Source organism: Burkholderia sp. AU16482, from assembly GCF_002223285.1.
GTDB classification, from domain to species: domain Bacteria; phylum Pseudomonadota; class Gammaproteobacteria; order Burkholderiales; family Burkholderiaceae; genus Burkholderia; species Burkholderia semiarida.
In genome coordinates, this window is record NZ_NKEY01000003.1 from 1,509,529 (window position 1) to 1,522,373 (window position 12,845).

Consider the following 12,845-nt stretch of genomic DNA (forward strand, 5'->3'; position numbering starts at 1 on the left):
ACGCCGAACTAATCCCAAACCAGGTTCTCGAACGGCGTGAACCATCCATACGTTCTTGAGCTGACCACCACCTTCCCGCCGTACACGCCGTAGCAAACGTCCTTGCTATCCACGTTTCCCACCACGGGCGCGCCACTGTCACCCGGTTGGGTCTGCGCATCTCCGTCCAGGTTGAGCAGGACGACGTTCTTGACCTTATCGTTGGTGCCAGGCACCGTGATATCCGCATCCGCCTCGGCAACCGAGCAATTCACGAGACCGGAGAGCGCACCTTGCAACCACAAACGCTGGCCCTTTACGGGACGAACGTTTGAGCCGAACTCCACCGGTTTTTTACCACTGTCCGTCCATATCTCATTGGCCGTTGCCTTGACTCCCGACAACACCGTCACGAGGGCGATATCCTGATTTTCCTCGAGGAAGTTGATGAGCAGATCGCCCACGTGGTTTGCGTCATCGGGCTGACCCACCTTCACATCCTTCTTTCCGAACACATGGCCCGCCGTCGCAAAGCACGTACCGCCGTCATATTCCACGACCAGACCTAAAGTGCCGATCTTGCTGGGGGTCACAATTTTGATCCCGCCGACCAAAGGACGAACTTTGAGATTGTTTGCAGGCATCACGGGCTCCGCTAACGGTTGAAAAAAGCGATTGATCATTGCCGGATGACTATCAAGAACGTTGAAACATGACGCTTGTGAACCTTGGACTGTCTAGCGATCAATCGACGATCCCTCGTCGTGCGGCACACGCGCAGGAACGCGGTTTGCTCGGCCTCGCGCGTGCCGCGATTTGCATGTCGGCCTGTCTCGACACTGCCCGACACAATGCGGCGATTCATTTCCTGTTGGGCATCAATGCCCGGCCCGGCATCGTATTTCCGGTCGTTTTGTCACCGGATATCCGGAGTACGTTAATTCGAATCCATTGAATCGCACATTTTACCGAAGCGACTGGCAATAATTTCATCCCATTTTTCAATTCAACATTCGAAAACAAAAACATTATTGACTTCGACTTTCCCGCAAATTTAGAATCGCCTACGACGGCTTACGCATCATTTTCCGCGCCGCCCCGGATTCGCCGCTCACCCGCGCGAAGGCCGGTCTCATCGCCTTTCCAGCGGGGCATCGACGCACACCTCTGCCGTTTTCGGCTTTCGGCATTTATCGGCCAACCGGTTATTTGCCAACCTGTTTCCCTTTAGAAGAAGCGCAACACCCCGATTAATTCCCGCCATTCGCCGGAGTGAATGCAAGACAGGATCAGACGGACCCAAGATCCGCCGATTGGAACATCCAGATAAAAAATCGCGAGTCATCAGGAGGGACATCAACATGCATCGCCTTGCGAAGTCGCTGTGTCTCGGGCTCGTCTGCGCCGGCCTGCTGTCGGCCTGCAACGACGACGACGTCAAATCGAACAGCCCGCCGTCGAACACCGCCGCGTTGTCGTTCCGCATGGACACCGGCGGCCAGATCAACGCGTTCTACCGGCAGGACAAGGTCGCCGCGCACCTGCTGGCGCGCTCGTCCACGAAGCCGCGTCTGCTCGTGGTCTTCCCCGCCGGCAACAGCGGCACCGGACTGTGGTTCGACGACACCGCGCAGCCGGTGAACTGGAGCCTCGACACGCCGCCGGCCGCACTGTCGGCCCCGGACGCGCACGGCCGTCCGCTGTACGGCATCGGCGCCGACGTGTCGGTCGACACCGCTACGCTGACGATCCGCCAGGGCGTGCTCAGCAACGTGCGCTTCCTGCGCGACTTCAACGGCGGCGCGACGATTCCGCCGCAGATCCTCACCGCGCCGACGGTCCAGGGCAACACCGCGCAATGGCAACGCGACCGGCTCGACGGCGCGCCCGGCTATGCGCTGCGCATCACGCTGCGCGACGGCGGCAGCATCGCGCCGGCAGCGGGCGGCAAGCTCGTGCTGAACGCGCCGGCGGGCTCGCACACGCTGAAGCTGCACATCGATGCGCTGTCGGGCGAGACGCCGCTGTCGCCGATCACGCACGCCAACCTGTTCGCGCCGTCCGTGAACCCCGACCCGGTCAGCCAGAACGTGCTCGAATTCCTGAGCTTCAACGACAAGCTGCTGGCCGGTTCGTGGCAATACGACACGTACTTCGGCCGCGACACGCTGATCTCGGTCCGCATGCTGATGCCCGTGCTCGAACCGGCGGCGATCGAGGCCGGGCTGTCGTCGGTGCTGAGCCGCCTGTCGCCCGACGGCAAGGTCGCTCACGAGGAAGGCATCGGCGAATTCGCGCTGGTCGACAACCAGAAGAACGGGCGGCCGAACGATGCGACACCGACCTACGACTACAAGATGATCGACAGCGACTACCTGCTCGCACCGATCGCCGCCGCGTGGCTGATCGACGATACGCGCGGCCAGGCCCGCGCGGCCGCGTACCTGGCGCAGCGCGGCAGCGACGGGCAGACCAACGGCAGCCGCCTCGTCGTCAACTTGCTGCACGTCGCGACGACCGCGCAGCCGTTCGCACAGCAACCGTCGGTGGCAAACCTGATCCACCTGCGGCCCGGCGAAATCGTCGGCAACTGGCGCGACAGCACCGACGGCCTCGGCGGCGGCGTCTACCCGTACGACGTGAACGCGGTGCTCGTGCCGGCCGCGCTACGCGCGGCGAACGCGTTCCTCGCCCGCGGCCTGCTCGATCCGTATCTCGATGCCCAGCAACGCGCGACGCTCGCCAACACGGCGAACGAAGCGGCCACGTGGGAAACGCAGGCGCCGCCGCTGTTCCAGGTCAGCGTGCCGGCCGCGCAGGCGGCGACCGACGTGTCGGCCTATGCGCCATCCGCCGGCGTGCCGGCCGGCGCCGCGCCCAATGCACCGCTGGCCTTCTACGCGCTGTCGCTCGACCAGCAGGGCAACCCGATTCCGGTGATGCATTCGGACGGCGGCTTCGCGCTGCTGTTCGGCACGCCGCCGGACGATCAGCTCCAGCGGATCGTCGGCGACGTCACGCGGCCGTTCCCGACCGGGCTCGTGACCGATGCCGGGATGCTGATCGCGAACCCCGCGTATGCGAGCCCGTCACTGTGGCCGAAGTTCACGAGCTCCGCGTATCACGGCACGGTTGTCTGGTCGTGGCAGCAGGCGATGTGGGTGGCCGGGCTGGATCGCCAGCTGGCGCGCCAGGACCTGTCGGCCACGACACGCACGCTGCTCGCGCAGGCGCGGCAGACGATCTGGCAGGTAATCTCGAACGGACGCGACATGCGCACGTCGGAAATGTGGACGTGGTCCTACGTGAACGGCAAGTACCAGACCGACGCATTCGGCACGCGCAGCGCCGATGCGACCGAAGCCAACGCGGCGCAACTCTGGAGTACGACGTATCTCGCGATCCGCGATCCGCAGCAGCGCGCGGGCAAGTACTGGTGGCAGGCGTCGCAGCCGATGCAGGACGAACGATCGAAGCAGGCGACGGCCGTGGCGTCGCGCTAGCGCGTCGCCACGCGCGTGCAGGCCGGCACCGGCGCCGGCATGCGGACTAGCGCGTCACCACGCGGTTGCGCCCTTCCCGCTTCGCCTGGTACAGCCGCTCGTCGACCACCCGCAGCAGCGCATCGACCGTGCCGCCGTCGACGCCGTATTGCGCGACGCCGACGCTGACCGTCACCTGCACGCGCTTGAAGTCCAGTCCGAACGGCGCACTCGCGATCGACGAACGCACGCGCTCGGCCGTCATCCGCGCGCCCTCGAGCGGCATCTCGGGCAGGAGCGCCATGAACTCCTCGCCGCCGACCCGCGCGAGCGCACCTGCCGGCCGGATCGCCTCGAGGCACTGGCGCACGACGCCGCGCAGCACCTCGTCGCCGATCTGGTGCCCGTAGGCATCGTTGATGTTCTTGAAATTGTCGAGATCGAGCGCGAGCAGGCAGAACGGCGTGCCGTCGCGCTCGGCCCGCACGATCTCGCGCTCGACCTGCGCGATGAACTGGCGGCGGTTCGACGCGCCCGTCATCGGGTCGGTCGCGGCCATGTACTCGAGCTTCTGGTTCGTGCGCCGCAACTCCTGCAGCGCGCTTTCGGTGCGCGCCATCGATTCGGACAAGCGGCTCATCAGGTCTTCCTGGCTGTAGATCGCCGAGAACGAGCGCGTCGTCTGCAGCGCCTGCACGACGCCGTAACTGAGCAGGAAGAACCCGCCCGCGAAGATCGCATGCGCGAGCCACCACATGTGATTCCACGGCTTGCCTAGGATGAACGCGAGCGACGACAGCGCGAACGCCATGATCGACACGCCGTAGATCACCATCAGCGGCGAGCGGATCCGCCGCGCGAGCAGCAGGCACACGTTCAGCAGCGAGAACACCAGCGCGCCGCCTTCCATCGACAGCCGCGTGCCGAGTGCACCGGCAACCGGCGAATACGCGATGTACGCGACCACCACGTCGACGATCAGGAAGAGCACGATCCAAGGCAGCCACGTCCGTGCGCTCGTGCGCTTGTCGACCCGGTCGGGCGGACGCGAATACGACAGCAGGCCCGTGAGCAGCAGCACGGACATCGCCAACCGCGACGCGGGCCCGTACAGCAGGAACAGCCAGATATTGTGATGCGCCATCCCGGTGAACGCGCCGTGCAGCGCATAGATCATCGCGAAACCGAGAAAGCCGAGCGTCAGCCAGCGCAGCAGCGGCTCGCCGGACGACCGGTAGCACACCCACGTCACATAGGTGACGAACGCGCCTTCGATCGTCGCCGCCGCGATCGCGATTTCATGGAAAGCGTGGTTCTCGAACACGACGCTCCGGTCGCTGAAGAACCACAGATAGGCAATCAGATACGCAGGCAGCAACGCGAATCCGACCAGCAGGCATTTCGCGTAGAGCCTTGCGGCCGCACTGACGACGCGCGGCGGTTCCCCGGCTGCATAGGTCGTACTCATTCGGTCCCCGGTCGGTCTGCTGCGTTGATTGGAGTCTTCGCGGCACGGATCGCGCAACGCATGATCTGACCCATCGTGCCGAAAGGCAAATGTCAGAGCAAGTATAGGTGGGGTAATTCGTTTGACAAGTCAGGGGAAACGGCATTGCCGGGTGCATGCCTTTTGCTTCCCCGTCGTTGCGAATCGCGCATCGGTCGCGCCGATTCATCGCGGCGGCGTGCGGTGACGCCGAAGCGCCACCGCGGCCGGTCAAAGATCAGAGGATTTCGAACAGGCCGGCCGCGCCCTGCCCGCCGCCGATGCACATCGTGACGACCACGTACTTCACGCCGCGCCGCTTGCCCTCGATCAGCGCATGGCCGGTCAGGCGCGCGCCCGACACGCCATACGGATGGCCGACCGCGATCGCGCCGCCGTTCACGTTCAGGCGCTCCTCAGGAATCCCGAGCGTGTCGCGGCAGTACAGCACCTGCACCGCGAACGCCTCGTTCAGCTCCCACAGGCCGATGTCGTCGACTGTCAGCCCGGCCTGCTTCAGCAGCTTGGGCACCGCGAACACCGGGCCGATGCCCATTTCGTCCGGTTCGCAGCCGGCCACCGCGAAGCCGCGGAACGCGCCCAGCGGCTGCAGCCCTTCGCGTTGCGCGGCGGCGGCGCTCATCACCACGCATGCCGACGCGCCGTCCGAGAACTGGCTCGCATTGCCCGCGGTGATCACGCCGCCCGGCACGGCCGACCGGATCTTCGACACGCCTTCGAGCGTCGTGTCGGGGCGAATGCCTTCGTCGGCCGAGACCGTCACTTCCTGCGTGTACAGGCGGCCCGTCGCCTTGTCGGCGATGCCCGCGAGCACGGTGATCGGCACGATCTCGTCGCGAAAGCGCCCGGCTTCCTGCGCGGCCGCGGCACGCAGTTGCGACTGCACGCCGTATGCGTCCTGCCGCTCCTTCGAGATGCCGTAGCGCTTCGCGACGTTCTCCGCGGTCTGCAGCATGTTCCAGTAGATCTCGGGCTTGTGCTGGACGAGCCAGCCTTCCTGGATCATGTGCCGGTTCATCTCGTTCTGCACGCACGAGATCGATTCGACGCCGCCGGCCACATAGATCTCGCCTTCGCCCGCGACGATCCGCTGCGCGGCCAGCGCGATGGTCTGCAGCCCCGACGAACAGAAACGGTTCACCGTCATCCCCGGCACGCTCACCGGCAATCCCGCGCGCAGCGCGATCTGCCGCGCGATGTTCGCGCCCGTCGCGCCTTCGGGATTCGCGCAGCCCATGATCACGTCCTCGACGCGCGCCGGATCGAGCTTCGCGCGTTCGAGCGCGGCCGCGACCACGTGGCCGCCGAGCGTCGCGCCGTGCGTCATGTTGAATGCGCCGCGCCAGGACTTCGCGAGCGGCGTGCGTGCGGTCGATACGATTACGGCTTCGGTCATGCGAGTCTCCTTCGGTCCTGCTTCATGTCCTGAATCGGATGGGAAATGCGCTACGCCGCCGGGCGCGCGCCGGCGGACGTCACATGCGCGACGCCCGCTGCCTGCATCTGCTGCCATGCGTGCGCGAGCGACCCGTTCAGGTCGATCGCACGGCACGCATCGTTGATCACCGCGGCTTCGAAACCGGCCGCGCGCGCATCGAGCGCCGACCATGCGACGCAATAGTCGGTCGCGAGCCCGCAGCACCACACGCGCTTCGCGCCGAGTTCGCGCAGGTAGCCCGCGAGCCCCGTGCGCGTCGTGCGGTCGGCCTCGACGAACGCGGAATAGCTGTCGACCTGCGCGTCGCCGCCCTTGCGGATCACGAGCCGCGCGTGCGGGATGTCTAGGTCGCGATGCAGCGCCGCGCCGTCGGTGTCCCGCACGCAGTGCACGGGCCACAGCACCTGCTCGCCGTACGGCAGCGAAAGCGTGGAAAACGGCTCGCGGCCCGGATGGTTCGCCGCGAACGACACGTGCTCGCGCGGGTGCCAGTCCTGCGTGAGCACGACCTGGTCGAAGCGTTGCGCGAGCGCGTTGATCACCGGCACGACCGCATCGCCGTCGGGCACCGCGAGCGCGCCGCCCGGCATGAAGTCGTATTGCACGTCGATCACGAGCAGGACGTCGTCGGTGCGTTTCATTTCAATTCTCCTGGGTGAATCGGGCGCGCCGTCGTGCGAGATCGTCAGCCGTTGAACCCGCGGCCGGCCTTGGCCAGTTCCGCGATCGACGGCGCGAGCTGCCACGCGTCGCCGTTCGGCGCCGCCGCATAGCGGCGAATCGCACGCTCGACGTTGTAGAGGCCGACCGTATCCGCGTACAGCATCGGGCCGCCGCGCCACAGCGGGAAGCCATAGCCGGTCAGATAGACCATGTCGATGTCGGACGCCTTCGACGCGATCTTCTCCTCGAGGATCTTCGCGCCTTCGTTGACGAGCGCGAACACGAGCCGCTCGACGATCTCGTCGTCGCCGATCTTGCGCCGCTCGACGCCGCGCTCCTTCGAGTACGCGACAACCATCTCGTCGACGAGCGCCGACGGCTTGGCCTTGCGATCGCCCGGCACGTAGTCGTACCAGCCGGCGCCCGTCTTCTGGCCGAAGCGGCCCTGCTCGCACAGGCGGTCGGCGATCTTCGAATAGTGCAGGCCAGGCTGCTCGACGTAGCGCCGCTTGCGGATCGCCCAGCCGATGTCGTTGCCGGCGAGGTCGCTCATCCGGAACGGCCCCATTGCGAAGCCGAACTTCTCGATCGCGCGATCGACCTGCGCGGGCAGCGCGCCTTCCTCGAGCATGAACAGCGCCTGGCGGATGTACTGCTCGATCATCCGGTTGCCGATGAAGCCGTCGCACACGCCCGACACGACCGCCGTCTTGCGGATCTTCTTCGCCACCGCCATCACGGTCGCGAGCACGTCCTTCGCGGTCCGCGCGCCGCGCACGACCTCGAGCAGCTTCATCACGTTCGCCGGGCTGAAGAAGTGCATGCCGACGACATCCTGCGGACGCTTCGTGAACGCCGCGATCTTGTCGACGTCGAGCGTCGACGTGTTGGACGCAAGGATCGCGCCCGGCTTCGCGACTTCGTCGAGCTTCCTGAACACCTGCTCCTTCACGCCGAGTTCCTCGAACACCGCTTCGACGATCAGGTCGGCGTCCTTCAGGTCGTCGTAGGACAGTGTCGGCGCGATCAGCGCCATGCGCGCGTCGAGCTTCTCCTGCGAGAGCTTGCCCTTCCTCACCTGCGCGTCGTAGTTCTTGCGGATCGTCGCGAGGCCGCGCTCGAGCGCGTCCTGCTTCGTCTCGAGCAGCGTGACCGGCAGCCCGGCGTTGACGAAGTTCATCGCGATCCCGCCGCCCATCGTGCCCGCGCCGATCACGCCGACCCGGCGGATCTCGCGCAACGGCGTATCGGCCGGCACGTCGGGAATCTTGCTTGCCGCGCGCTCGCCGAAGAATGCATGGCGCAGCGCGCGGCTTTCCGGCGTCATCATCAGCGCGACGAATCCCTCGCGCTCGGCGATGCTGCCCTTGTCGAAGCCGTTCAGCACGCCGGCCTCGATCGCGTCGATGCACTTGTGCGGCGCGGGGAAATTCGGCGCGGCGGCCCGCGCGGAATTGCGCGCGAACTGGATGAAGCCCGCCGCGTTCTCGTGGACGATCTTGCGATCGCGCACGCGCGGATGCGGCCCCTTCTGCGCGCCAACCTTGCGCGCGAACGCAACGGCCGCGTCGAGCAGGTCGCCGTCGGCCATTTCGTCGAACAGCCCGCTCTTCGCGAGTTGCTCCGACGGCACCGGCGCGCCCGACACGATCATGTTCAGCGCGGTTTCAAGCCCGACCGCGCGCGGCAGGCGCTGCGTGCCGCCCGCGCCCGGCAGCAGGCCGAGCTTCACCTCGGGCAACGCGACCTGCGCGCCGGGCGCGGCGACCCGGTAATGCGCGCCGAGCGCGAGCTCGAGGCCGCCGCCCATCACGACGCTGTGCAGCGCCGCGACGACCGGCTTCGCGCTCGCCTCCACCGCGCGGATCACGGTGTGCAGCGTCGGCTCCTGCAGCGCCTTCGGCGTATTGAATTCGGTGATGTCGGCGCCGCCCGAGAACGCGCGGCCCGCGCCGGTCAGCACGATGGCCGTGACCGACGGATCCTGCGCGGCGCGATCGAGCGCGTCCATGACGCCCTGGCGGGTCGACAAGCCAAGCCCGTTGACGGGCGGATTGTTGAGCGTGATGACGGCCACGCCGTCGCGAGTCGAGTAATCCACTGCCATCTGCCTGCCTCCATGCATCGCGCGCCGGATTGGCTGCGCTTCATTGTGCGCGGTCGAACGGCCGCATGTCCGGATGAACGCAGGCAGCATACAACGAAAAAGCACGATCGTTCAATTTGAATTGCGTTCCCGATTCGGGGACGGAGCGGGGCGACCGGCATCGGGCGACCGGCATCGGGCGACCGGCGTCGGGCGACCGGCGTCGGGCGACCGGCATCGGGCGACCGGCCCCGCGTGCCGGCGGCTGCCCGGGCGCGAGGGCTTACGGCGCGCCCACCGCCGTCGGCAACACGTAATCGCGGAACGTCTCGCGCAACTTCAGCTTCTGCAGCTTGCCGGTCGCGGTGTGCGGCAGCGACTCGACGAACACGACGTCGTCGGGAATCCACCACTTCGCGACCTTGCCCTCGTAGAACGCGAGCAGCGCGTCGCGGCTCAGGTTCGCGCCTTCACGCGGCACCACGACGAGCAACGGCCGCTCGGTCCATTTCGGGTGCGCGCATGCGATGCAGGCGGCCTCGGCCACGCCCGGATGCGCGATCGCGACGTTCTCGATGTCGATCGAGCTGATCCACTCGCCGCCCGACTTGATCACGTCCTTGCTGCGGTCGGTGATCTGCAGGAAGCCGTCGGGGTCGATCGTCGCGACGTCGCCGGTCGGGAACCAGCCGTCCGCCAGCGGCGATTCATTGCCGCGAAAGTAGTGGTCGATCACCCACGGCCCGCGCACCTGCAGTTCGCCGAACGCGACGCCGTCCCACGGCAGCTCGCGGCCGTCCTCGCCGACGATGCGCATGTCGACGCCGCAGATCACGCGCCCCTGCTTCTCCAGCAGCCGGCGCTGCGCGTCGAGCGGCCGCCGCGACTGCGCCCAGTTGAGCTTCGCGAGCGTGCCGAGCGGCGACAGTTCGGTCATCCCCCACGCATGGATCACGCGCACGCCGTATTCGTCCTCGAACGTGCGCAGCATCGCGGGCGGGCACGCGGAGCCGCCGATCACCGTGCGGTTCAGCGTCGAGAAACGCACGCCGGCTTCGCGCATGTAGTTCAGCAGGCCGAGCCACACGGTCGGCACGCCCGCGGAGAACGTCACGCGCTCGGCCTCCATCAGCTCGTACAGCGATTTCCCGTCGAGATCCTTGCCGGGCAGCACCAGCTTGCCGCCTGTGAGCGGCACCGCGTACGGCAGCCCCCATGCGTTGACGTGGAACATCGGCACGACGGGCAGCACGGCGTCCATCGCGGACAGGTTCATCGCGTCGGGCAGCGCGGCGCCGTACGCATGCAGCACGGTCGAGCGATGCGAATACAGCACGCCCTTCGGGTTGCCGGTCGTCCCCGACGTGTAGCAGAGCCCCGACGCCTGCTGCTCGTCGAGGCGCGGCCAGTCGTAGCGGCCGTCCTCGGCGTCGACGAGCGTTTCGTAGCAGAGGAACGGCGTGGCGCCGGACGGCAGGTGCGCGGCGTCCGTCATCGCGATCCAGCCCTTCACGTGCGGGCATTGCGGAGCGATCGCATCGACGAGCGGCGCGAAATTGATGTCGAAGAAGACGTAGCGGTCTTCCGCATGATTGACGATGTACGCGATCTGTTCGGGGAACAGGCGCGGGTTGATCGTGTGGCAGACGGCACCCATCCCGCCGATCCCGTAATACGCTTCCAGATGCCGGTAGCCGTTCCACGCCAGCGTGCCGACGCGGTCGCCGGTTTCGACGCCGAGCCGCGCAAGCGCCTGCGCCAGTTGCTTCGCGCGGCGCTCGCAATCGCGGTACGTGTAGCGATGCAGGTCGCCTTCCACGCGCTTCGACACGATCTCCGTGTCGCCGGCGTGCCGCGCGGCATGCGAAATCAGCGACGACACGAGCAACGGCACATCCATCATCTGGCCCAGCAACGGCTTACCCATCGTCTTGTTCTCCGTGAAGGATGCGAATCGGTGACCGGCTCCCGCGGCGCGCCCGTCGGCGGCCCGGACAGGCGCGGCGCACGGTGCGCGGGCCGCCATGCGGGCGGCGCGGCGCCGCCTTACAATATCGGCTTACCCAGAGGCGCTCAACATGTCGTTTTCCCGAAGCGCAGCCGATGCGGCTGACACCCTGCCCGACCTCGCCGCGACGCTCGGCGCGCCCGCCGAACGCGCGTTCGTGACGCTCGGCGACGCGTTTCATATGCGGCTGCCGGCCGCGCCGCTCGCCGCGCCGTACGTCGTCGGCTTTTCCGACGAAGTCGCGCGACTGCTCGACCTGCCGCCGTCGATCGCCGCGCGGCCCGGCTTCGCCGAGCTGTTCGCCGGCAACCCGACGCGCGACTGGCCCGCGCACGCGATGCCGTACGCGTCGGTCTATTCCGGCCATCAGTTCGGCGTGTGGGCCGGCCAGCTCGGCGACGGGCGCGCGCTGACGATCGGCGAACTGCCCGGCGCCGACGGCCGGCGCTACGAACTGCAGCTCAAGGGCGGCGGCCGCACGCCGTATTCGCGGATGGGCGACGGCCGCGCGGTGCTGCGCTCGTCGATCCGCGAATTCCTGTGCTCGGAAGCGATGCATCACCTCGGCATCCCGACCACGCGCGCGCTGACGGTGATCGGCTCCGACCAGCCGGTGGTGCGCGAGGAGATCGAGACGGCGGCCGTCGTCACGCGCGTGTCGGAAAGCTTCGTGCGCTTCGGCCACTTCGAGCACTTCTTCTCGAACGATCGCCCCGACCTGCTGCGCCAGCTTGCCGATCACGTGATCGACCGCTTCTATCCGGCCTGCCGCGACGCGGACGATCCGTACCTCGCGCTGCTCGAAGCCGCGACGCTGCGCACGGCCGAGCTCGTCGCGCAATGGCAGGCCGTCGGCTTCTGCCACGGCGTGATGAACACCGACAACATGTCGATCCTGGGCGTGACGATCGACTACGGTCCGTTCGGCTTCGTCGACGCATTCGACGCGAACCACATCTGCAACCACTCGGACACCGGCGGCCGCTATGCGTACCGGATGCAGCCGCGCATCGCGCACTGGAACTGCTATTGCCTCGCGCAGGCGCTACTGCCGCTGATTGGGCTGCAGCACGGCATCGCCGACGACGATGCGCGCGCCGAGCGCGCGGTGAACGATGCACAGGCCGTACTCGCGACATTCCCCGAACGCTTCGGTCCCGCGCTCGAACGCGCGATGCGCGCGAAGCTCGGCCTCGAGCTCGAGCGCGAGAACGACGCCGAACTCGCGAACAAGCTGCTCGAGACGATGCACGCGAGCCACGCGGATTTCACGCTGACGTTCCGCCGGCTCGCGCAGCTCTCGAAGCACGACGCGAGCCGCGACGCGCCCGTGCGCGACCTCTTCATCGACCGCGAAGCATTCGACGCATGGGCGAACCTCTACCGCGCGCGGCTGTCCGAGGAAACGCGCGACGACGCGGCACGCGCGGTTGCAATGAACCGCGCGAACCCCAAATACGTGCTTCGCAACCATCTGGCCGAAGTCGCGATCCGGCGCGCGAAGGAAAAGGATTTTTCGGAAGTCGAGCGGCTCGCGCGGATCCTGCGCCGCCCGTTCGACGAACAACCGGAGCACGAAGCATACGCGGCGTTGCCGCCCGACTGGGCGGGCTCGCTCGAAGTGAGCTGCTCGTCGTAAGCCCGCAACCCGCGCATCTCGACCGACCGATCAGGAGAACCTC

The 12,845-nt window shown here is 67.1% G+C and carries 9 protein-coding genes; 3 read left to right on the forward strand and 6 right to left on the reverse strand.

Annotation, left to right across the window (positions count from 1 at the left end; all coding sequences use genetic code 11):
* Positions 1-8: 8 nt before the first annotated feature.
* Entirely contained in the window at positions 9-623 is a 615-nt protein-coding gene (locus CFB35_RS09550; RefSeq protein WP_143328707.1) for a trypsin-like peptidase domain-containing protein, read from the reverse strand.
* Between the two features lie 68 nt (positions 624-691).
* Between CFB35_RS09550 and CFB35_RS34230 the strand changes: the two genes are divergently transcribed.
* Positions 692-934, forward strand: coding sequence for a hypothetical protein (locus tag CFB35_RS34230; RefSeq protein WP_143328708.1), 243 nt, complete (start codon positions 692-694; stop codon positions 932-934).
* Positions 935-1,340: 406 nt separating this feature from the next.
* On the forward strand, positions 1,341-3,482 hold the full coding sequence (locus CFB35_RS09555) for a hypothetical protein (RefSeq protein WP_089464843.1): 2,142 nt from the start codon (positions 1,341-1,343) through the stop codon (positions 3,480-3,482).
* 46 nt (positions 3,483-3,528) lie between these two features.
* Here CFB35_RS09555 and CFB35_RS09560 read toward each other — a convergent pair whose 3' ends face one another.
* The 5 genes from CFB35_RS09560 to CFB35_RS09580 all read right to left on the reverse strand — a co-directional run bounded on the left by CFB35_RS09560 (position 3,529) and on the right by CFB35_RS09580 (position 11,082).
* On the reverse strand, positions 3,529-4,929 hold the full coding sequence (locus CFB35_RS09560; protein ID WP_089464844.1) for a GGDEF domain-containing protein: 1,401 nt from the start codon (positions 4,927-4,929) through the stop codon (positions 3,529-3,531).
* Positions 4,930-5,185: 256 nt separating this feature from the next.
* Entirely contained in the window at positions 5,186-6,364 is a 1,179-nt protein-coding gene (locus CFB35_RS09565) for an acetyl-CoA C-acyltransferase (protein WP_089464845.1), read from the reverse strand.
* 50 nt (positions 6,365-6,414) lie between these two features.
* Entirely contained in the window at positions 6,415-7,047 is a 633-nt protein-coding gene (gene pncA, locus CFB35_RS09570; protein ID WP_060316572.1) for a bifunctional nicotinamidase/pyrazinamidase, read from the reverse strand.
* Positions 7,048-7,091: 44 nt separating this feature from the next.
* Positions 7,092-9,176, reverse strand: a complete 2,085-nt coding sequence (locus CFB35_RS09575) for a 3-hydroxyacyl-CoA dehydrogenase NAD-binding domain-containing protein (RefSeq protein WP_089464992.1) — start codon at positions 9,174-9,176, stop codon at positions 7,092-7,094.
* 262 nt (positions 9,177-9,438) lie between these two features.
* Positions 9,439-11,082 (reverse strand): 3-(methylthio)propionyl-CoA ligase, encoded by a 1,644-nt coding sequence (locus CFB35_RS09580; RefSeq protein ID WP_089464846.1) that lies wholly within the window; start codon positions 11,080-11,082, stop codon positions 9,439-9,441.
* 151 nt (positions 11,083-11,233) lie between these two features.
* Here CFB35_RS09580 and CFB35_RS09585 point away from each other — a divergent pair, with 151 nt between their 5' ends.
* Positions 11,234-12,802, forward strand: coding sequence for a YdiU family protein (locus CFB35_RS09585; protein ID WP_089464847.1), 1,569 nt, complete (start codon positions 11,234-11,236; stop codon positions 12,800-12,802).
* Positions 12,803-12,845: the final 43 nt, after the last annotated feature.

Coding starts and splice junctions, on each gene's coding strand:
- CFB35_RS34230 (WP_143328708.1), top strand. CDS start 692: ATGACGCTTGTGAACCTTGGACTGTCTAGCGATCAATCGACGATCCCT.
- CFB35_RS09550 (WP_143328707.1), bottom strand. CDS start 623: ATGCCTGCAAACAATCTCAAAGTTCGTCCTTTGGTCGGCGGGATCAAA.
- pncA (WP_060316572.1), bottom strand. CDS start 7,047: ATGAAACGCACCGACGACGTCCTGCTCGTGATCGACGTGCAATACGAC.
- CFB35_RS09560 (WP_089464844.1), bottom strand. CDS start 4,929: ATGAGTACGACCTATGCAGCCGGGGAACCGCCGCGCGTCGTCAGTGCG.
- CFB35_RS09555 (WP_089464843.1), top strand. CDS start 1,341: ATGCATCGCCTTGCGAAGTCGCTGTGTCTCGGGCTCGTCTGCGCCGGC.
- CFB35_RS09575 (WP_089464992.1), bottom strand. CDS start 9,176: ATGGCAGTGGATTACTCGACTCGCGACGGCGTGGCCGTCATCACGCTC.
- CFB35_RS09580 (WP_089464846.1), bottom strand. CDS start 11,082: ATGGGTAAGCCGTTGCTGGGCCAGATGATGGATGTGCCGTTGCTCGTG.
- CFB35_RS09585 (WP_089464847.1), top strand. CDS start 11,234: ATGTCGTTTTCCCGAAGCGCAGCCGATGCGGCTGACACCCTGCCCGAC.
- CFB35_RS09565 (WP_089464845.1), bottom strand. CDS start 6,364: ATGACCGAAGCCGTAATCGTATCGACCGCACGCACGCCGCTCGCGAAG.